The 21,443-nt window shown below is 42.2% G+C and carries 18 protein-coding genes; 11 read left to right on the forward strand and 7 right to left on the reverse strand.

Annotated elements, in window-relative coordinates; genetic code table 11:
* Positions 1 to 13: 13 nt before the first annotated feature.
* The 5 genes from benB to HYI04_RS09305 all read right to left on the reverse strand — a co-directional run bounded on the left by benB (position 14) and on the right by HYI04_RS09305 (position 4,491).
* Positions 14 to 523, reverse strand: a complete 510-nt coding sequence (gene benB, locus HYI04_RS09285; RefSeq protein WP_010326678.1) for a benzoate 1,2-dioxygenase small subunit — start codon at positions 521 to 523, stop codon at positions 14 to 16.
* Positions 520 to 1,917, reverse strand: a complete 1,398-nt coding sequence (benA, locus tag HYI04_RS09290) for a benzoate 1,2-dioxygenase large subunit (protein WP_010326679.1) — start codon at positions 1,915 to 1,917, stop codon at positions 520 to 522. Before benA ends, benB begins: the two co-directional genes overlap by 4 nt.
* A gap of 78 nt (positions 1,918 to 1,995) precedes the next feature.
* A complete protein-coding gene (gene catA / locus HYI04_RS09295; protein WP_004979728.1) occupies positions 1,996 to 2,916 on the reverse strand; it encodes a catechol 1,2-dioxygenase in 921 nt (306 codons plus the stop codon).
* Positions 2,917 to 3,061: 145 nt separating this feature from the next.
* A complete protein-coding gene (gene catC, locus HYI04_RS09300; protein WP_010326680.1) occupies positions 3,062 to 3,352 on the reverse strand; it encodes a muconolactone Delta-isomerase in 291 nt (96 codons plus the stop codon).
* A 29-nt stretch (positions 3,353 to 3,381) separates the two neighbouring features.
* Positions 3,382 to 4,491, reverse strand: a complete 1,110-nt coding sequence (locus tag HYI04_RS09305; RefSeq protein WP_010326681.1) for a muconate/chloromuconate family cycloisomerase — start codon at positions 4,489 to 4,491, stop codon at positions 3,382 to 3,384.
* Between the two features lie 115 nt (positions 4,492 to 4,606).
* Here HYI04_RS09305 and HYI04_RS09310 point away from each other — a divergent pair, with 115 nt between their 5' ends.
* The 4 genes from HYI04_RS09310 to HYI04_RS09325 all read left to right on the forward strand — a co-directional run bounded on the left by HYI04_RS09310 (position 4,607) and on the right by HYI04_RS09325 (position 9,841).
* Entirely contained in the window at positions 4,607 to 5,521 is a 915-nt protein-coding gene (locus tag HYI04_RS09310) for a LysR family transcriptional regulator (protein ID WP_005399482.1), read from the forward strand.
* 281 nt (positions 5,522 to 5,802) lie between these two features.
* The gene (locus HYI04_RS09315; RefSeq protein WP_010326682.1) at positions 5,803 to 7,170 is read left to right on the forward strand and encodes an MFS transporter; all 1,368 of its coding nucleotides are present in this window, start codon (positions 5,803 to 5,805) and stop codon (positions 7,168 to 7,170) included.
* A gap of 240 nt (positions 7,171 to 7,410) precedes the next feature.
* Positions 7,411 to 8,688 carry a DcaP family trimeric outer membrane transporter gene (locus HYI04_RS09320; RefSeq protein ID WP_029575018.1) on the forward strand — a complete coding sequence of 426 codons (1,278 nt, stop codon included), beginning with the start codon at positions 7,411 to 7,413 and terminating at the stop codon, positions 8,686 to 8,688.
* A gap of 265 nt (positions 8,689 to 8,953) precedes the next feature.
* Positions 8,954 to 9,841 carry a DMT family transporter gene (locus tag HYI04_RS09325; RefSeq protein WP_058951991.1) on the forward strand — a complete coding sequence of 296 codons (888 nt, stop codon included), beginning with the start codon at positions 8,954 to 8,956 and terminating at the stop codon, positions 9,839 to 9,841.
* A gap of 209 nt (positions 9,842 to 10,050) precedes the next feature.
* On the opposite strand, the gene HYI04_RS09330 is transcribed toward HYI04_RS09325, so the two are convergent.
* Positions 10,051 to 10,212 carry a hypothetical protein gene (locus HYI04_RS09330; RefSeq protein WP_004979714.1) on the reverse strand — a complete coding sequence of 54 codons (162 nt, stop codon included), beginning with the start codon at positions 10,210 to 10,212 and terminating at the stop codon, positions 10,051 to 10,053.
* Positions 10,213 to 10,597: 385 nt separating this feature from the next.
* Here HYI04_RS09330 and HYI04_RS09335 point away from each other — a divergent pair, with 385 nt between their 5' ends.
* From HYI04_RS09335 to HYI04_RS09365, 7 genes are all read left to right on the forward strand, one after another.
* The gene (locus tag HYI04_RS09335) at positions 10,598 to 11,434 is read left to right on the forward strand and encodes an SDR family oxidoreductase (RefSeq protein ID WP_010326685.1); all 837 of its coding nucleotides are present in this window, start codon (positions 10,598 to 10,600) and stop codon (positions 11,432 to 11,434) included.
* A 130-nt stretch (positions 11,435 to 11,564) separates the two neighbouring features.
* Positions 11,565 to 12,473 (forward strand): cation diffusion facilitator family transporter, encoded by a 909-nt coding sequence (locus tag HYI04_RS09340; RefSeq protein WP_004693172.1) that lies wholly within the window; start codon positions 11,565 to 11,567, stop codon positions 12,471 to 12,473.
* A 65-nt stretch (positions 12,474 to 12,538) separates the two neighbouring features.
* Positions 12,539 to 12,967 (forward strand): cation efflux protein, CzcI-like, encoded by a 429-nt coding sequence (locus tag HYI04_RS09345; protein WP_004693170.1) that lies wholly within the window; start codon positions 12,539 to 12,541, stop codon positions 12,965 to 12,967.
* 47 nt (positions 12,968 to 13,014) lie between these two features.
* Positions 13,015 to 14,337, forward strand: coding sequence for a TolC family protein (locus HYI04_RS09350; RefSeq protein ID WP_004693168.1), 1,323 nt, complete (start codon positions 13,015 to 13,017; stop codon positions 14,335 to 14,337).
* 1 nt (position 14,338) lies between these two features.
* A complete protein-coding gene (locus tag HYI04_RS09355) occupies positions 14,339 to 15,565 on the forward strand; it encodes an efflux RND transporter periplasmic adaptor subunit (protein WP_010326687.1) in 1,227 nt (408 codons plus the stop codon).
* Entirely contained in the window at positions 15,555 to 18,701 is a 3,147-nt protein-coding gene (locus tag HYI04_RS09360) for an efflux RND transporter permease subunit (protein ID WP_178896089.1), read from the forward strand. Before HYI04_RS09355 ends, HYI04_RS09360 begins: the two co-directional genes overlap by 11 nt.
* Positions 18,702 to 18,906: 205 nt before the next feature.
* Entirely contained in the window at positions 18,907 to 19,020 is a 114-nt protein-coding gene (locus HYI04_RS09365) for a hypothetical protein (protein WP_010326689.1), read from the forward strand.
* A 114-nt stretch (positions 19,021 to 19,134) separates the two neighbouring features.
* Here HYI04_RS09365 and HYI04_RS09370 read toward each other — a convergent pair whose 3' ends face one another.
* A complete protein-coding gene (locus HYI04_RS09370; protein ID WP_010326690.1) occupies positions 19,135 to 21,228 on the reverse strand; it encodes a TonB-dependent siderophore receptor in 2,094 nt (697 codons plus the stop codon).
* Positions 21,229 to 21,443: the final 215 nt, after the last annotated feature.

Consider the following 21,443-nt stretch of genomic DNA (forward strand, 5'->3'; position numbering starts at 1 on the left):
GTGTGGCTAAAACTTAGAGGTGATAAACATCAATCACTTGGTTGATGTAATCGTTTTTCAGTACCACGTATTTACTTAAAATTTGTGGTTTTTCACCTGAAAAGTCGATTTCATAACGCGACATACCAAAGTAGCTATAACTGGTTTTGTAGCGGAAGCTCAGCGTATTCCAGTTAAAACGGACGGTAACTTTGTCGCCATCACGCTCAATCACTTCGATATTGTTCACATTGTGACAAGTACGTGTGTCTGGCATGGTCGCAGAAGAGCGTTCAGTTTTAATCCGGAACACACGGTCTTCTAAACCTTGGCGGTCTGGGTAGTAAATCAGTGAAATTTCAGACTGCGGATCTGTAGTCAGGGTATCGTCGTCATCCCATGCAGGCATCCAAAATGATGCAGAAGGGGCATAACATGCAAGCCAATCATCCCATTGCTCATCATCTAAAAAACGCGCTTCTTGATATAGAAACTGACTGACTTGTTCGATACTAACGGTGTTGAGTGTTGTAGGAGCATTCATGCCACTTCTCCTTGTTCATTTGCAGTTTCAACAGCCAATGCCTTTTCATTGGCAATTGCAATTTTCATCATGTCTAACCAGTGTTGGTGCTGTGCAAGGTAGAGGCCTTCATCTTCAGTTTTCACACCTGAAAGTTTTGGTTTTAGATCAATTTCATTGGCAGCATCATCTGGGCCATGAATCCAATGTTTTGAACCGCGGCACATATCATTCCATTCCAGTTCAATGCCTGCGTAACCTGCTTGGCATGCACGGAATTCTTCTAAATCATCTGGTGTAGCCATACCTGAGGCATTGAAGAAGTCTTCATATTGGCGAATACGGCGTGTACGTGCTTCCGCGTTTTCGCCTACAGGGGCAATACAGTAAATCGTGACTTCAGTTTTATTGACTGAAATTGGGCGCAGTACACGAATTTGAGAACCGAATTGATCCATCAAATAGACATTTGGATAAAGACAAAGGTTGCGTGAGCGCTCAATCATCCACTTCGACATTGCTTCGCCAAATTTTTCAGAGTATTCGTTGGCTTTCGGGAAGTTTGGACGGTCTTCTGGGTTCGCCCATTGTGTCCAAAGTAGCATGTGACCATTGTCAAAACCGTATGAACCACCGCCTTGTTTACCCCAAGCGCCTGCGCTCATGGCACGGATGTTGTCACCCGCTTGTTTTTCTTTACGTTGTTGGGTGGTCGCTGCATAGTTCCAGTGCACCGCAGAAACGTGATAACCATCTGCACCATTTTCAGCAGTTAGTTTCCAGTTGCCTTCATAAGTGTAGGTAGATGCACCACGTAAAACTTCAAGACCTTGCTCAGACTGATCTACAATCATGTCAATGATTTTACTGGTTTCGCCTAAATACTCTTCTAAAGAGGGAACATCCGGATTTAAGCTACCGAACAAGAAACCTTTATAGTTGCCAAAACGTGCAACTTTTTTCAGATCATGTGAACCTTCATGGTTAAAACAGTCTGAATAACCTGCATCTGCTGGATCTTTAACTTTTAAAAGTTTGCCAGAGTTGTTAAATGTCCAACCGTGGAAAGGGCATGTATAGGTTGCTTTATTGCCACGTTTATTACGACAAAGCTGTGCACCACGGTGTGAACAGGCATTGATCATGGCATTGAGTTCACCATTACGGTTACGTGCAATCAGAATAGGCTGACGGCCAATATACGTCGTGTAATAGTCATTGTTATTTGGAATTTGGCTTTCATGTGCTAAGTAAACCCAGTTACCCTCGAAGATATACTTCATTTCTAGGTCAAAAAGGGCTTGATCAGTAAACACTGAACGATGAAGTTTGAATTCGCCTGTTTCAAAGTTGTCGACAAGTAATTCGTCGATACGATCGAGATGGCTAGTATTAATAACTGGGATACGTGGCATGTCCGTTCTCCGACTTTCCAAAAGTGAGGAAGTCCCCGAAATGCGACTTTGCAGTGGCTATTTCGGTTCCAAGGGTAATTAAGCGCTGGCGCGACGACGCTCAACTTCAGTTGATGGTGCAGCCGCTTGGTCTTTCACAAGTTCAACATTGAATTGAATGTGTTTGAATGGACCAGTTAAACCACGGCGCGCAATTTCGGCTTCATCGGTGATATCAACAGCGGTAGCCACTAAGCCTTCACGTGTTGCAAATGCAAAGTCATCCCACAGGTATTGGTCACCCTCAATGTTGAATTGGGTGGTTAACTTACGGTAGCCTGGCGCAGATACGAAGTAATGTACGTGCGAAGGGCGGTTACCGTGACGGCCTAACTTGTTCAATACAAATTGAGTTGTCCCTTCTGGTGGGCAACCATAACCAACAGGCATCGTGGTGAGAGCAACGTATTTACCATCTTGGTCACTCATGATTGAACGACGTAGATTGAAGTCTGATTGTGACTTATCGAAGAAAGAATAGTTGCCTAAGCTATTGGCATGCCAAACTTCAACTTTTGCACCTTCAATAATCTGACCATCAGTGTCAGTCACTGTCCCTTCAATAATTAAAGTCGGAATTTTGCCTTCTTCAGAACCATCATCCATACGTGCAAAACCAACCGATTCAGGTGCACCAGCTACGTATAAAGGACCCTCGATGGTACGTGGCGTTCCGCCTGTAATGCCTGCTTTGGCATCGGCTTCATCTGCACGTAAGTCGAGGTAATGCTCAAGACCAAGACCAGCCGCAAGTAAACCAAGTTCATTGGCTTGACCTGCATCCGTAAAGTATTCAAGACCTTTCCAAACTTCAGTTTGGCTCAAATCTAAGTCTTCAATCGCTTGGAATAAGTCACCCAATAGGCGAACCACAATTTGTTGAGTACGTGCGTCTACAGAACCGGTTGCTGTATCCACATTCATTGTTTTGACTAATGCATCAATCTGTTGACGATTCATACTATTGCTCCTTAAGTATGTTTGCTGTGTGGTGGCTAGCTTTATGAATAGGTTGAAAAGCTTAGCTGCCACGTTCCTTGTTAATTTCTTTCACTAGATCATTCATTAGGTTCCAGTGATTAAATTGCATAAAATCTTTTTTCAATTAACGATCATCTTCGCGAATAGACGATGGATGTCGGTTCAAAGGCATCACTTCAATGTTCATATACGGGTACAGGGGTAAACCTTGCAAAATGTTGTGTAGCTCTTCATTGCTGTCTACATCAAAAATGCTGATGTTTGAGTACTGACCTGTAATGCGCCAAATATGTCGCCATTTGCCTTGAGCTTGTAGCTCTTGCGAATATGCTTTTTCGACTGCTTTAATTTTACTGGCAGTTTCAGCAGCCATATCCAGTGGAATGTTTACATCCATACGTACGTGAAAAAGCATGTGTAACTCCTAAACGGTTAAGACGTCGCTTAAGCGCGGCGCAGCTGATCAATCTTGTTTTCATCCAACTCAATACCGAGTCCTTTGCCTTGAGGTAAGTGCAAAGCGAAGTCAGTGTATTGAAGTGGGGTTTTTAAAATATCTTGGGTTAAGAGCAGTGGGCCGAATAGCTCGGTGCCATAAGCTAAATTTTCAAAAGTCGAGAACAAATGTGCCGAAGCAATCGTGCCGACTGCACCTTCAAGCATGGTTCCGCCATACAAATCTATACCGGCTAAGTTGGCAATCTTCGCCACTTCATGACCTTCGATTAGTCCACCAGACTGAGCCACTTTCACTGCAAAAACAGAGGCCGCATTGGTTTTGGCTAAACGGTAGGCTGAGCTTGGTCCCATGAGCGATTCATCCGCCATGATGGCAAGATCAAAACGTCGTGTTAAACGCTGCATCGCATCAATGTTGTCGATCGCACACGGCTGCTCAATCAGGTCAACACCACCATTTTGTAGGAGTTGAATACCCTTAATCGCATCTAGCTCAGACCATGCACGGTTCACATCGACACGGATGGAAATGTCTGAACCCAGTGCTTGTTTAATCGCAAGAACATGTTCGACATCTTCTTCTACACGGCGTGAACCAATTTTAAGTTTGAAAATATTGTGGCGTTTTGCCTCAATCATTTTTCGGCCTTCAGCAATATCTTTTTCAGTGTCACCAGATGCCAATACCCAAAGTACAGGTAAGCTGTCACGTAAGCGGCCACCCAATACTTCAGAAAGGGGTAAATCTAAACGTTGCGCTTGGATGTCGAGTAGAGCCGTTTGAATTGCACATTTGGCAAAACGGTTACCATTAATATTTTTTTTCAAAGCACGCATGGTTTGTGCAATATTTTGAGCTTTAAGGGACTTCAATAAAGGTGCAAAATAAGTTTCAATATTGGTCTTAATACTTTCTGGGCTTTCTTCACCGTAGCCCAGTCCGCCAATTGTTGTCGCTTCACCCCAACCGACAAAGCCATCTTCAGTGCTGATTTTCACCAAGACAAGCGTTTGCGTTTGCATAGTCGCTACCGCCATTTTGTGTGGGCGAATAGTGGGGATTTCGACGAGTAAGGTTTCTATAGATTTATACATCTTAACTCTGCGCAGCCTTGCGTTGTGTACCTGATTTGATATACCTTAAAAGAATAAATATGAACTGTCGAAGATCAAATTAGCATTTTAATATATCTTAAAGGTATAAATAGTCATGGAATTGAGACACCTCCGCTACTATGTAGCTGTTGTAGAAGAGCAGAGTTTTACCAAAGCTGCTGAAAAATTATTCATTGCACAGCCTCCTTTAAGCCGCCAGATACAAAACCTGGAGGCTGAATTGGGGGTGCAATTATTTGAACGTGGCAGCCGTCCACTCAAAACCACGGAAGCAGGACAATTCTTCTATCAACACGCTGTTAAACTTTTGTCTAATGCCGAAGAAGTCAAAGCCATGACACAACGTGTAGGCTTGGTTGAAAAAACGGTGACTATGGGCTTTGTGGGTTCATTGTTATATGGTTTATTGCCTAAAATTGTGTATTTATTTCGGCAGCAACAACCGCATTTAAAAATCGAATTGATCGAAATGAGTACCAAGGATCAAATTCAGGCCTTAAAAGAAGGGCGGATTGATGTTGGTTTTGGACGCTTACGTATTTCAGATCCTGCTGTGCGTCGGGTTTTACTGCGTGAAGAACCGCTGATGTTGGCGGCACATTCTAGTCATCCTTTGACGGCGCAAAAACAAGGTGTGTATCTGTCGGACTTGGTCGATCAAAACTTATTTCTTTATCCAAGTCATCCCAAGCCAAACTTTTCTACCCAAGTCCAAGGGCTGTTTTCAGAATATGGACTGGAACCCAAACATTTAAAAGAAGTCCGTGAAATACAGTTGGCACTAGGGTTAGTTGCAGCCGGAGAAGGAATTTGTGTGGTTCCAGAAAGTGCACGAACCATTCAACTGCCGCATTTGAACTATATTCCAATCTTAGATGATGCAGCGACTAGCCCCATTTTTCTCGCCATTCGTTCCATGGATGAAAGCGAGGACATTCGTTCGTTATTTGATTGTATTTATCAGGTCTATGACCTTGAAGCGATCAAATATGACCGCGCATTTATCTAAACTTGGGAATTTAAATTTCACAATACTTTTAAAGTCTACATTTTAAAACGAACCCTTTCAGCCATCCTTAGGGGATGGCTTTTTTTATAGTCATTTTCACTTGGTTTTGCTTATTTTCTGTCTCCCACTTAAAACATTAGTTATATAACCTATTTATTTAAAACAATAAAAACCTTAACCGACCTTAAAGGTATAAATATAGAGTTATTCGGTTTTGGACAAGAAAGCTACTTTTGCTGCAATGTGCACAGCAACAAACATTCGCAAGCAGGAGGCTTAAAGTGAATACAAATCCAGTTAACATCAACACGGTGGTCGATGAAGCCAAATTTACGCCCTTTCATTGGAGTGTACTCATTTGGTGTCTACTGATTATTATTTTTGACGGTTATGATTTAGTCATCTATGGCGTGGCATTGCCACTTCTGATGCAAGAGTGGGGACTCAGTGCAGTACAAGCAGGTTTACTTGCGAGTACAGCCTTGTTTGGCATGATGTTCGGTGCGATGAGTTTTGGTACGTTGTCTGACAAATTGGGCCGTAAAAAGACCATTATGATTTGTGTGGCTATTTTTAGTGGCTTCACCTTTCTAGGCGCATTTGCAAGTAATCCTATTGAGTTTGGTATTTTACGTTTTCTTGCGGGACTTGGTATTGGTGGGGTGATGCCAAACGTGGTCGCACTCATGACTGAATATGCTCCGAAGCGTATTCGTAGCACACTCGTTGCGGTTATGTTCAGTGGCTATGCTATTGGCGGCATGACGTCAGCTTTACTGGGTGCATGGTTGGTAACAGACTATGGTTGGAAAATCATGTTCTATATCGCCATCATTCCATTTCTGGCTTTGCCGATTCTTTGGAAGTTTCTACCTGAGTCTTTAATGTTCCTGACTAAAAAGGGTGAAACTGAAAAAGTCCGTGAAATTGTGCAAAAAATTGCACCGGAGCAAGCGATTCAGCCAGAAACGACATTTAAGCTCAACGAACCTGTTGCTGGTGATGACGCTCCATTAAAGGCATTGTTCCAACAAGGCCGTACCTTTAGCACCATGATGTTTTGGGTGGCATTCTTTATGTGCTTACTCATGGTCTATGCGCTTGGAAGCTGGTTACCAAAACTAATGATTCAAGCAGGCTATTCGCTTGGTGCAAGTATGATTTTCTTATTTGCTTTAAATATTGGCGGTATGGTTGGAGCGATTGGCGGTGGTGCGCTCGCAGACCGTTTCCACTTAAAACCAGTTTTGACAACCATGTTCACCTTGGGTGCTATTGCGCTGATTCTACTCGGTTTCAACAGTCCACAAATGGTGCTGTACGGTTTAATTGCGATTGCAGGCGCAGCAACCATTGGTTCACAAATTCTACTGTATACCTTTGTCGCACAGTTCTATCCAACTGCTGTGCGCTCTACAGGTATGGGCTGGGCTTCAGGCATAGGACGCATTGGCGCAATTGTTGGACCTGTACTGACAGGTGCATTGTTAACTTTTGAGTTGCCACATCAAATGAATTTTCTCGTGATTGCGATACCTGGGGTGATTGCGGCTTTGGCCGTGTTTATGGTCAACTTAAAAGTATCTGTAGATGGTGAAAAAACCAAATCAAAACAAGTGTTTGATGCAGTTAAATCCACAGCCAATTAAAGAATACCGAACCCATGAGTCTAGTGCATTAGTAGTAGGCTCATTTCAAAAACTGTATGAACTGTTAAAATCAATTTGCTTTTTATAAGTTGTTTTTTAACGCGATTTTTAATGCAATAAAAAGTTTCATTTTAAAGTATTAAAAGAAATGCATTGCGTTAGAAAACAGCGATGAAAAATAGAGCTAAATATTAAAGAGTAAAAGTCAGGACAGACTTAAATACACAGGACCCGTGTTAAATGAAACAATTTAAGAAGAACGTTTTAGTTGTCACTTTATCGATGTTAAGCAGTGCAGCATTACATGCACAAAGCAATACGACGACAGAGATTGAGCAACTTAGAAATGAAATTAATGCGTTAAAACAAATGCTTCAACAGAATACTCAGCAACAACAGCAGCAAGCTGTTCAATTGAGCGCTGTTGAACGTCAAGTGTTGACGACGCCAAAAACGGTTGAAAAAACGGGTTTAGGTTTGACCAAAGGTGGGGCAGAGTTCAACTTATACGGTAATGTTCGCGCGGACGCATCGTATCAGGCCGAAGGTGGCTCTCGTGATATGCCCTATAACCAAATCAATAGCGTGCCTTTAGAAGGAAATGCTGAAAATAGCGATCGCTTAAGATCAACCCTTTCAGCAACGCGATTAGGTTTGGACTTTAAAGCGCCAGTCGCCGATCAGAACTTAAATGCCAAAATTGAGGTCGACTTTTTAGGCGGCGCAAACCTTGATAATTTACGTATTCGTCATGCGTATTTAAACTATGGTAACTGGTTAATTGGTCAAACGTGGTCAAACTTTGCGACTCCAGACTACATCCCTGAAACGATTGATGCTTTGGCTTATGTGGGTGCTTCAATTAAACGTACACCTCAAGTGCGTTATACCCATAAATTTACGCCAAATACTAACTTAGTCGCGGCAGTGGAAGACCCGAAAGATGCCAGCATGAGCCAACGTATGCCAGCATTTACAGGACGACTGAATCATAAGTTTAATGATGCACTTTCAGTCAGTGGGCGTGCAATGGCGCATGAAAAACGCATTCAAAATCAAGAAGAGTGGGCGTATGGCGTAGGTGTTGGTGCCAAATTTGACATCACCCCTGTGACTTCTGTGAAAGCCGACTACTACCATGTTAAAGGCGATAGCAGCTTTGTATCCTTTACTAACCCTGGCGTAGTTGCAACAGGCACAAGTATTGAACAAAGTGAGTTTTACTCAATTACTGTCGGTTTAACACAGAAGTTTAATGACAAATTACGTGGTACTTTGGCTTATGGTTATATGACTTTTGATAAAAATCAGGACTACCTTGATGCTGTAGCTGATGATACCAAAATCAATAAAAACTTATGGCAGGCATGGGGTAATTTATTCTATAGCCCAGTTCAGCCTGTTAGCCTTGGCGTAGAGTATGTCTACGGTGAGCGTGAAGCGTTTGCACCTGCGGCAAATGGTAGTAAAAAAGGTGAAGACAACCGTGTGAACTTGGTTGCGATTTATAACTTCTAATACTTTAAGTGATAACCCGTTTTCACTTTGATATGTATAGATCGAAGTGAAATTTCACATAGAAGCCGAAGGATAACCCCTTCGGCTTTTTATGTTTTGCTCGATACTCAGTTTTGAGGAAATGTTGCGAAAGTCATGCAATAGTCGAAGTTTCGTCAGAACTTAAGTTATTTGTCACATAAGAATAAGTCATGAAAATAAAGCACATGTGCTGCCATCAACGGGTTACATTATGTGAGGTAAGTAACTGTATATAGAGTACTTGATGACAATAACATGGATTCTTTTTACGCTTATGGCCGCTTTCATGCAGGCTTGGCGCAACGCTTTTCAAAAGCAACTCAGTACTACTGTAGATGTTTATGGAGTGACTCTAGCGCGGTTCATCTTTGCTTTACCTTTAGCACTGATTTACATCAGTTGCCTTTACCATTTCCAACCTGTGACAGAGTCCGTCCATTTCAATCTCCGTTTTGCTATCTATGTGCTTATTGCGGCGTTGAGCCAAATTGCAGCAACAGCATTGATGGTTCAGCTTTTTAAGCAAAAAAATTATGCAATTGGAGTGGGTCTTGCTAAAAGTGAAGCAGTACTTGCCGCGATTATTGCCGTGCTCTTTTTATCCGATCATTTAAGCCTTTTAGGCTGGTTTGGGGTTGCTGTCGGAGGCTTCGCAGTTTTTTTAATGTCCAAAGGGCGGGACTTTTCTGATTTTTCGGTGCAAACCTTGTGTATAGGTATCGGTAGTGGTTTATGTTTTGCCATTACCTCGCTCTTGGTACGTGAGGCCAGTTTAGAACTAGATAATTTACCGTTTATTCACCGTGCAGCTTGGGTGCTCTTAATGGTGATTGGGACACAGTGCTGTTTACTTTTAATGTATTTGGGTATATTTCGCCGTGCAACATTATGGGCCATGTGGCAGCGTATTGGACTTACATTTCGTGTCAGCTTATGTAGTTTTTTGGCGTCACTGGGTTGGTTTAGTGCCATGAGTATGCAGTCAGTGCCCATTGTAAAAACTTTGGGGCAGGTTGAGATTATTTTTAGTATGTTGATTTCAGCCTACTTCTTTAAAGAAAAGCTGGCACGTGCTGAACATCTCGGTATTGTATTGGTGGTGGTTGCTGCATTTTTAGTGATTTGGGCTTGAAGTCTGATCTTTACACAGCCCCTGTCATTCATTTGTAATGACATTAACCATTCAAAATGTAATGTAACTGCCGTTTTACTAGTCTTCAACTCAAAAAAATAGAGATTAAACCCATGTCTAGGTTTAATCTCCAAAGTGTATTTTCTCGTGGAGTTTAATTTTGAGGCCCGAATTTAGATGTTGATATTAGTGCAGCAAACTTCAGATTCTTATTGAAGAAGGTAGTTTTGATCTGCACCGACAAAGAAAATCACACCTATACAAAAAAGCCCACAGTAAATCGCGAACCAGATAATCATGTTTTTAAATGCTTTATCTGAAATTGAACTATCTGCATATTTTGCTGGTTTTTTTGAGTCTAGATCTTTCATGGTTACTGCACTCAACTGAGGTGATGAGCACATTATGTAAAGCAAACGACTGATGAAACAGGTACAAAAACAAGATTAAAAAAATATAACAGATGAAGCAGAATTGCTCAGGACTGTTATAGTCTAAAGCCTATGTGACACACTATGTAGATATCAGTAACTTGTTTTCAGAGTCCTATCACTTGAAAATACAAGAAAATTAAAAATGATCTTATATTTAAAATACCACTCATGAATTTTATACATACTGAATCATTAGAAATGATCATTTCATTCATGACTGTAATTTTTGTACATTAACTAAAATAGACCTTGTCTGCGTAGAACTAAAGTACTTGAACCTTCAGCATGGCGTTTAAGTTTAAAACGATATTTAGAGAGCATTATGAAAAATTTTGAAAATAAAGTGGCAGCGATCACAGGCGCAGGTTCAGGCATTGGGCAGCAGTTGGCGATTCAACTGGCTAAACAAGGTACACATTTGGCACTCAGTGATCTCAATGAACAAGGTTTGGCGGAAACCTTAAACCACGTCAAAGATTATCCTGTTTCAGTCACGCTCACAAAACTGAACGTTTCAGACCGTAAAGCAGTAGAGGATTGGGCAAAGCAGTGTGAGCAGGATTTCGGGCAGGTCAATTTAGTTTTTAATAATGCAGGGGTCGCGTTAGCGAGTACTGTTGAAGGTCTGAGCTATGAAGATGCCGAGTGGATTTTCAACATCAACTTTTGGGGTGTGGTGTATGGAACCAAAGCTTTTTTACCCTACTTAAAACAAAGTGGCTCTGGGCATATTGTGAATATTTCAAGTCTATTTGGGCTCACTGCTCAACCTACTCAGAGTGCCTATAATGCGACAAAGTTTGCTGTCCGTGGTTTTACCGAGGCACTACGCCAAGAACTAGACCTAGAAAACTGTGGTGTCAGTGCAACTTGTGTTCACCCGGGTGGGATACGTACCAATATTGCCAATAGTGCTCGAATGAGTGACAGTATTCGTGCGCTGGGTATGAACCCAGAGCGTGCTAGCCGTTCTTTCAATAAAATGCTTAAAACCCCGCCAGATGTGGCAGCACAGGCCATTTTAAAGGCTGTAAAAAAAGATGAGCGCCGTGTCTTAATTGGAACAGATGCCAAAATTATCGATCTGGTACAGCGTATTACACCAACAGGCTATACGCAGGCCATGAGCTTTTTGACAGGGAAAAAACGCCGTAAATAAAGACGTATTCACATGAAAGATGATTTTATTGTTTTAACCGAGTATACTAAATCGAGTAATTTTTAAATTAAAAAAAGCTTCGATTTCAATGCTAAAGCATTCCGTTAAATAAAATGATAAGGAGTCCTACATGAGTGGTTCTCATAACCATGATCACAGTCATGTTGAAGTGACTGCAAAAAATGCCAAGAAATTAACCATCGCACTTGCCCTGACGTTTACCTTCTTAATTGTAGAAGTGGTCGCAGGATTTATCACGCAAAGCTTGGCCTTACTGTCCGATGCAGCGCATATGTTTACCGATGCCGCTGCTTTAGCGATTGCTTTAGCAGCCATCAAAATTGGGCAAAAACCTGCCGATGATAAACGTACTTTTGGCTATCAACGGTTTGAAATCTTGGCAGCTTTGTTTAATGCCATGATGTTGTTTGTGGTAGCCATTTACATTTTATATGAAGCCTATCAGCGTTTTAGTCAGCCACCTGAAATTCAAAGCTTGGGTATGTTGGTTGTTGCGGTTCTGGGTTTAATCATTAACCTGATTTCAATGAAGATTTTGGTGTCGAGCAGTCAAGACAGCTTAAATGTGAAAGGGGCTTATCTTGAAGTGCTCAGTGATGCCTTGGGCTCTGTGGGTGTGATCATTGGCGCACTGGTGATTTATTTCACAGGTTGGATGTGGGTAGATACCGTTATTGCGGTGTTGATTGGCTTTTGGGTCTTACCTAGAACTTGGGTGCTACTGAAACAAAGTATCAATATTTTGCTCGAAGGTGTACCAAGTGAAATTGATATCGAATCTTTACGCAATGATTTGCTGGCTTTAGAGGGTGTACAAGGTATTCACCAGCTTAAAGTTTGGGCCATTACCTCTAAGAATGTGCATTTAACAGCGCATTTGATTGCACCTGATGTAGATCAGAGAGCTTTATACCACCAAGCTGTGGAGTTATTGGGGCATGAGCATGGGATTACGCAAGTGACTTTGCAGATTGAAGAAGATGAATGCCATCCACACCAACATGAACATAGTCATTAAAAAAGACTTGACCTTAGACTTAGTCTAGGCTTTACAATAGCGTCACTTTATTTCAGTACGACATTATGCGTTCTACCACGTGGATTAGCGTCTTAGTTGCTTTATTCATGTTCCAAAGTCTTTGGAACGTGGCGGCAGCTTTTTGCGTCCATGAAGAACAAAAAACTCAAGTCGTGACGCAACAAAATTTTCATTTTGGGCATCATCAAACCACCTTGTGTGTGTCTGATGATAAGGCACACCAGCAAAGCAGTGCCGATAGCCATACTCAAACGGCAAATGATCAGTTTGAATTGGGTGAAGACCATCAAGACCATCAAGATCATTTGCCTTCAATGGCACATTTGATTATTCCGAAAGAAATAAACTATCAAATGCCGCTCGCGTTTGAAGTTCGTGAGCGTCCGCAGTTTTTTTGGCACAATGCCTATCAAGCCCCTGATTTATTGGGGCAACATCCTCCTCCTGAACTTTCCCCGCTAATGGTGGGGTAGCCTAAAACATTTCCCACCACTTCTTCTAAAAATTAGTGGGAAAAAACATGTCGAATCAATTTAAGGCGTTTATACGCCAAGCCCTTGCTGTGGGCATAACAACAGCCGCAATGCAATGGAGTTTTGCCGAACCGATCAAGACTTTGGATGAAGCTTTAGCAAAAGTAGAGCGCTATCAAAACCAAAGCGACATTGGGCAACAGCGTCAAAGCATTTCAGAGCTGAACATCAAAAACAGTGGCCTATGGCAAAATCCTAGCTTAAATATCAATCAAGATGGTTTGGGTTCAAATACCAATCAAGAGCTCAGTATTGCCATCAGTCAGCCCTTAGATGTTTTTGGACAGCGTAAGCTTAATCAAAAACTCGCAGAAACAGCGCAGCAACAAGGACAGTTACAACAACAACTGTGGACAGCACAAAGCCAATTGGTGGTGAAATTTGCATGGTCTCAGTTGGCTTTGGCACAAGTTGAAAAATCGCTGTACGCAGCACAACTCAAAGTGAGTCAAAACAATTTAGACAGTGCCAAAAAACGTTATCAGGCGGGCAGTATTGCTTTGGTTGACTATGAACGTGCGCAAATCGAAAGTTTGGATATGCAGCGCTTATACCAACAAGCGGTACTGTCAGAACAAGTAGCACAGCGTCAACTCTCAAACCTTTGGGGCGAAACCAAAGCCGATATTCAACTCAATGCGACCTCAATGCCATGGCCAGATCAAAGCGATGCCACAGTACAGCGCTATATTGCTGAAGGTTGGTTGGAAAAGCTATATGCACTGAACATTCAACAGTCCAATTTAAACATTGAAAGTTTAAAAGTGCAGGCACGTCCCAATCCGACCTTAAATGTCGGCATGAAACGGAGCCAAGCACCGAATGAAAGTAGCGATACCACATTAGGTGTCGGCGTGGATATTCCGCTGAATATTTTTAACCGTCAGCAATACAGCATTCCGATGGCCCAGCGTCAGCAAAGCCTGTTGAATCAGCAGCAACAGCGTGAGTTAAAACAGCAAATTTTAGATATCGCCAATGCCATGCATGAACTCAAAGGACTAAATAAACAGTTTAGTTCGATGAGTCAACAAACGTCTTTGGCAGAACAAGTGCAAGTCCGCACGCTGCAAGGTTTTAAAGCGGGAAAGCTGTCCATTACCGACATTCAACAAGCCAACTTACAGCTGCAAAGCATACGCCTTGGGCAGTTGCAGTTATTACGTCAAGCTTGGCAGACTGCATTGAGCGCAGAAGCACTCAGCCTCGGTACTAGCTATGAGCAGATCAGTAGTTCAGATGCTTATAGCCAAATCAGTAAAAATTCAATCGCACAAATACAAGACCTCATCCTTGGCGGAGCACAATAATATGCAACTAAAAAACCAATTTGGAAAAATATCACAGCCATTGATGATTGGGCTTTTGCTCCTCATTACATTTCTCATCGCTGTTGGAATTTGGTTTAGCTCGAAAGATACAACCACTGATGAACATGCGCATGAAGAATCTGAACATGCTGATGAACCCGAGGCAGAAAAAGGACATGCCGAGGAAGGTGAAATTCAACTGACGGCACAGCAACTGACAGAGCAAGGCATTCAAATCGCTTCAGCTCAACAAGGCGTGGTGTCTCAAGTTACCGTTCTGCCTGGAAAGCTTGTGGTTAATACCGATCAGCAAGCACATATTTCGCCAAACTTTGGTGGGCATGTGGAACAGGTGAATGTTGAACTTGGTCAAAACGTACAAAAAGGACAAACCTTAGCTGTACTGTCCGTCCCAGAACTGATTGATCAACAGGCCAATTTGCGGATGGCTCAAGCCAGTTTGGATTTGGCACGTCAAGATTATCAACGTGAACAGCAGTTATGGTCACAGGGCATTTCCGCCAAGCAGGATTACCAACGGGCAGAAAATGCTTACCGACAAGCGCAGATTACTGTGCAATCGGTGCAAAGCCGCTTAAACGCCCTAGGGGCAACAGGTGGAGTAAATGGTCGTTTTGCCATTAAAGCACCCATTTCAGGTGTGATTAGCCAAAAAGATATCGTAGTGGGTGAAAACGTACAATTGGCCGATCAGCTTTTTGTGATTGAACAATTTAAAGAGTTATGGCTTGAGTTTAATCTGCCTGCTCAGTACTCAGGTCAGTTACAAGCCAATCAGAGTCTGACATTTAAGCCGAATGCTTCTGAACAAAAATATGAAGCCATTATCCAAAGCTTAACCTCTCAAGCCGATGCACAAACAGGACGCTTGGTGGTACGTGCTAAATTAAAAAGCCAAGCGGCTGAACTACGTCCAAATGTTTTAGTGAATATCTTTTTAGACAATACCAGTTCAAAAACAGCACTTCGCGTCCATAAAAGTGCTATTCAAAACATTGAAGGTCAAACTTCGGTATTTGTGGTCGACGCTGAACAAAAAGGACAAGTGCATTTGAAAGCGCAGCCCGTTCAACTTGGGCAAGCTTCAAATGATGTTCAATGGGTGGAAGTGATTTCAGGCCTAACAGCAGGACAACGCTATGTCAGTCAAGGCAGCTTTGTTCTTAAGTCTGAATTAGAAAAAGGCGAGGCTGATCATGCACACTAATCATGATTTACCCAAGCCTGAGGGTTTGTTTGAACGAATTATTCAGTTCTCTATTCAAAATGCAATTTGGGTCATGCTCTTTGTCTGTACATGGATTGCGGTCGGGGTTTATAGCTATCAAAAACTGCCGATTGATGCAGTGCCCGATATTACCAATACGCAAGTACAAATTAATACCCAAGCCAATGGTTTTACCGCATTGGAGGTTGAGCAGCGGATTACCTATCCAATTGAAACTGCAATGGCGGGTATTCCAGATTTACAGCTGACTCGATCTATTTCACGCTATGGTTTGTCCCAAGTCACTATTGTATTTGAGGATGGCACAGACATCTATTGGGCACGTCAGCAGATTAATCAACGGGTGCAAGAGGTCAAAGCGGACTTACCTAGCGATGTTTCCCCAACCATGTCACCAGTTTCGACGGGTTTAGGTGAAATTTATCAATGGGTCATTAAAGCTGAACCGAATGCCAAAAAAGTGGATGGTACGGCTTATAGCGCGATGGACTTGCGGGAGATCCAAGATTGGATCGTTCGTCCACAATTGCAACGTGTTGCGGGGGTTGCCGAGGTCAACAGTATTGGCGGGTTTAATAAAACCTATGTGGTTGCTCCCGACTTAAACCGTATGCAACAGTTGAATATTTCCTTAAGCCAACTACAAACTGCTTTACAGGAAAATAATGAAAACCGTGGTGCCGGCTATATTGAAGAAAATGGTCAGCAGCTCACAGTCCGTGTTCCGGGGACACTCAATAGTCTTGCAGACATTGAAAATACAACAGTTGCCAGCCCAAATGGGAACCCCATTCGTGTGGGGGATATCGCGCAGGTTTCAATTGATCATGACCTCCGAACAGGAGGAGCAACCTATAACGGCGAAGAAACTGTACTCGGCATCGCTATGATGATGATGGGGGAAAATAGTCGAACGGTGTCTAAAGCTGTAGATGCCAAAATTCAAGAGGTGCAAAGCAGTTTACCGCAAGGTGTCACAATAGAAACGGTTTATGACCGAACGACTTTGGTGGAAAAAGCCATTAAAACGGTGCAAAAGAACTTGGTTGAAGGCGCAATCTTGGTGATTGTGATCCTCTTTTTATTCTTAGGTAATATTCGTGCTGCGTTAATTACAGCCTGTGTGATTCCACTGTCTATGCTGTTTACTTTAACGGGTATGGCACAACAGAACATCAGTGCCAACCTGATGAGTTTGGGTGCATTGGATTTCGGTATTATTGTCGACGGTGCAGTGGTAATTGTTGAAAACTGTATTCGGCGTTTAGCCCATGCACAACAAATGCTCAAACGACCGTTGACTCAGTCGGAACGTTTTAAAGAAGTGTTTTTGGCAGCGCGCCAAGCCCGCCGTCCACTCATTTTTGGTCAGCTGATTATTTTAGTGGTGTATTTACCGATTTTTGCACTGACTGGTGTAGAGGCAAAAATGTTCCACCCAATGGCTTTGACTGTTGTACTTGCACTCGTTGCAGCCATTATTTTGTCGATCAGCTTTGTACCTGCGGCTGTCGCACTTTTTGTCAAAGGTGACATTAAAGAAACTGAAAGCCGTTGGATGCTGTGGCTAAAAGAGCGATATCAGCGAGTATTGGACTGTACCTATCAGTATAAAGCGGTGGTTTTGACCTTCGCACTGTGCTTATTGGTGTTGACGGGATTACTTGCAACACGTATCGGCAGTGAGTTTGCACCGCAACTGAGTGAAGGTGACTTTGCTGTACAGCAACTGCGCTCTCCAAGCACAGGCTTAGAAGAATCACTTCGTATTCAGGAAAATACGGAAAAGCTACTTCTGAAGAAATTCCCTGAAATACAGGCTATTTTTGCGCGAACAGGCACGGCTGAAGTGGCGACCGATGTGATGCCACCGAATATTTCAGATGGTTACGTCATGCTGAAACCCCGTGATGCATGGCCAAATCCAAAAGAAACACTCGATGAACTGCGTAGCCGTATGCAGGCCTATTTAGCAACATTGCCCGGTAACAACAGTGAGTTTTCTCAGCCAATTGAACTGCGTTTCAATGAGTTAATATCGGGTGTACGTAGCGATGTCGGTGTCAAAATCTTTGGCGATGACATGCAAGTATTAAATACGGAAGCTGAAAAAATCAGTAAATTGATTCAACAGGTTTCAGGCAGTACCGCCGTTAAAGTTGAACAAACGTCGGGTTTACCTTTGCTCAATGTTGAAATTGATAAAAGCTTGGCGGCGCAATACGGCCTAAGTGTCAAAACCATACAAGACTATGTATCAGCAAGCATTGGCGGACAAAATGTTGGTGAAATTTTACAGGGTGACCGCCGTTTTGACTTTGTGATTCGACTTAGTGAACAAGACCGTAGTGTCAGTGGGATCGCGCAACTGCCAATACAGCTTCCGAATGGTGGCAGTATTTTACTCACCGATATTGCCACTGTAAAAATGATGGATGGCATCAACCAAGTCAGCCGTGAAAATGGCAAACGTCGTGTGATTGTCACAGCGAATGTGGAAGGGCGCGATTTAGGTTCTTTTGTCACAGAAGTACAAAGTCAGCTTAAACAATACCCACTTCCAAGTGGCTACTGGATTGAATATGGTGGTCAGTTTGAAAATTTGGCCTCGGCACAGGCTCGAATGCAGATTGTGATTCCACTGGCATTATTGACGATCTTTATTTTGCTGATGGCTGTTTTCCATAACATCAAAGAAAGCTTGCTGGTGTTCACGGGTGTTCCATTTGCCCTAACTGGTGGTGTGCTTTTCTTGTGGTTAAGAGACATTCCTTTGTCAATGTCGGCGGGCATTGGTTTCATTGCCTTGTCTGGCGTTGCCGTTTTAAATGGTTTGGTCATGCTGACCTTCATTAAAGAGTTAAGAGGGCAATACCGCTTACATGAAGCCGTTTGGCAGGGAGCGATTTTGCGATTAAGGCCTGTTTTAATGACCGCTTGTGTGGCGTCCTTAGGTTTTGTGCCGATGGCGCTTGCCACAGGCACAGGAGCAGAGGTTCAACGTCCACTGGCGACCGTGGTGATTGGTGGAATTATTTCTTCGACGTTATTGACCTTGGTGCTATTGCCAGTGTTGTATCGTTGGATGAATGCAAAAAAAGAAACGAAAGTTTAATCCCTTAATCAGTTGAAGCATGGGGAGGCAAAATAGTCTCCTCATACTTTTTTATACTACTTGATATCAGTCTGATCGCTTTGGAGAGTTAAAAATGGCAAATCTGTTATAGTCTGTTATATTTTTTTCACAAAGAACTGTATCTGTCCTTTCGTATAGGAAACCTTAGAATAATGAATATAGATAGAGCGTTGAGGTATTGAAAATGAACTTTTTACTGAAGAAAAATAGAGCTTGGTTTGTATTCTTTATCATTACTTTATATTCGTTTCTTGGATTTTTTCTTGGATTTATCATTTGGGAATACTTTTTGAAGTAAGTACATAGTAACGCTAAAGAAAACTAAGGCAGCTAATACTTCAGAAACTAATCAGAATCTTATTTTTCTAACACCAGACTCAACTCCTACGAGACAAGTCTGGTTTTTTAAACTTTAAAACTTCCATTGCACCGAGACAGATGCATTTAAAGGATCTCCGGGTTGAATCCACATATCACTATAGCTTGCAACATAGTACGTTTCGTCTAAGAGATTGTGCACATTGAACTGGTAGCGTAGCTGATCTGTTGGCGCATAATAAGCGTTTAGATTCAACAAAGTGTACTCAGGAAAGCTGAAGCCGTTATCTGTACTGTGTCCACTACGTTTGCCCACATAGATTGCTGTTGCACCGAGTCCAACTTTGTCCGCATTGGCAAGGGTCCATTCATAGTTGCTACTGATAGAGCCGCTGTGCTTCGGAACATTGCTAAGTCGTGAACCCTTAGCAAGACTTTGGTCTTTTTCCACTTGAGCGTCTGTGTAGCTATAGTTGGCACGTATAGAAAATTGATCATTGAGCTGTGTCTCTAGATCGAACTCTAGTCCCTTACTTGAGACTTCTCCAGCGGTAATTTGATAGTTACTATCTGCTGGATCTGTGGTTAAGACATTCTCTTTATCCATTTTAAAGAGGGCTAAGCTCAGCAAACTCTGTGGGGTAATCCGATATTTCCCACCAATCTCATAGCTTTTGCCTTTTTCAGGGTTAAACACATCGCCGTTTCGGTCCATGCCACTGTTGAGTGCAAAGGATTCTCCATAGTTGGCATACCATGACCAACGATCATTCAGTCGGTAGTTTAAACCCAAACGTGGACTGGTTTGTTGTAAATCCTTTTTACTGGATGTACCTGCAAGTTTATTTTGAAAGTCTTGGGTGACGTGATCAAAGCGTGCTCCAAATAGCACACTCCATTGATCATTAAGGAAAATTTGATCTTGTATATTCAGTGCAAAATAGCGTTGCTGTTCTTCGGTATTAATGAAAAGTGGAAGCTCGGGTAAGTATTGTCCATAAATAGGAGTATAGATATCAATGCTATTTGGCACGCTACTGCTGTGGTTTCGACGCAGTTGTAATTGACGGTACTTCATCTGCCCAAGTTCAGTGCTCAAAAGTACTTCATGACGGGCCCAGTCTTGTTGGATCGTCCCCAGTAGTTCAGTTTGAAAGAGAATGTCATCACTTTTATTGTCACGGTAGCGACGCTGGCGCTCTAATGTACGTCCATCACTTTGAATACGACGAGGTTCACTGGAAAAGCCTTTGAGCTGAGTATCTTTCACACTAAGAGCATTATTCATTTTCCAGTCATCATTAAACTGATGTGCAAGTCGAAGCTGATAGAAATGATCTTTTTGAATATGATCACCATCATCAGGTTCGCCTGTAAATGTTTTAGGGTCCATCACGAATTGTTTTTGATAACTACTTACACCACGGTCGAAGGTTCCATCTTGTCGGGTAAATTCGCTGTCAAAATCTAATTGGGTTGAATCTGAAATTTTCCATGTGAGTTGGGGGGAGAAAAACCAACGCTCACTCTGCACATGATCACGAAAACTTTGATTATCTTCATGTGCGACCGCAATACGATAAGCCACACGATCACTGATTGGGGCAGTATGTTCAAAACTAGCACGGTATTTTTCTAAACTATTGGCACGTAAATTCACTTCTGAAGAACTTTCCCATTCAGGCTTTTTAGTGTTGATATTCAGTAGACCGCCAGCTTCCCCGCGGCCATAGAGCGCAGCCATTGGGCCTTTTAAAAAGTCGAGGGATTCAATATTCACCATATCTCGCGGAGCGCTGAGTCCACGGTTGACACTTAGACCATTTCTGATGATTTGTGCCCCAATATTGGGGTCTGTACTAAAACCTCTAAATGAAAAGTTATCCCAAAAGCCGCCACCATAATTGGTTTGATTATAGACCCCGCTCACTTGTGTTAATGCATCGTCAATACGTTGCACATCTTGTTGTTGAATTAAAGCTTTGGATAACACACTTCGACTAAATGGCACGTCTAAAATGTCATGTGAAAACTTAGTCATTGCTGTGCTTTGTTGAAGGTTTTCACCCTCAGTTTCGGCTTGTAATTGGATGGTCTGGAGTACTTCTGTTGAAGTTTCGGCCCAAGTGAAAGAACTCAGCAGGCTTAAATATATGCTTGAGGAAAAAAGAGAGAATTTATTCATCATGAAGGAGAGTAGTTTAGACTTGTATTGTTATGTTATAACATTTTAATGGATTTATAGTTAAAAAATCACTCTAAAATTAAAAAATATCTTAAAAAAATGAAATAAATCAACCTAAGCTTTTAGGTTCCAATCCACAATACACTGTTTCAATTCAGATAAATTCCCATCTACCATATGCTGTATCAAATACGGCTGAAGATATTGAACGCAGATCA

This window comes from Acinetobacter sp. SwsAc2, assembly GCF_013391465.1.
GTDB lineage: Bacteria > Pseudomonadota > Gammaproteobacteria > Pseudomonadales > Moraxellaceae > Acinetobacter > Acinetobacter johnsonii.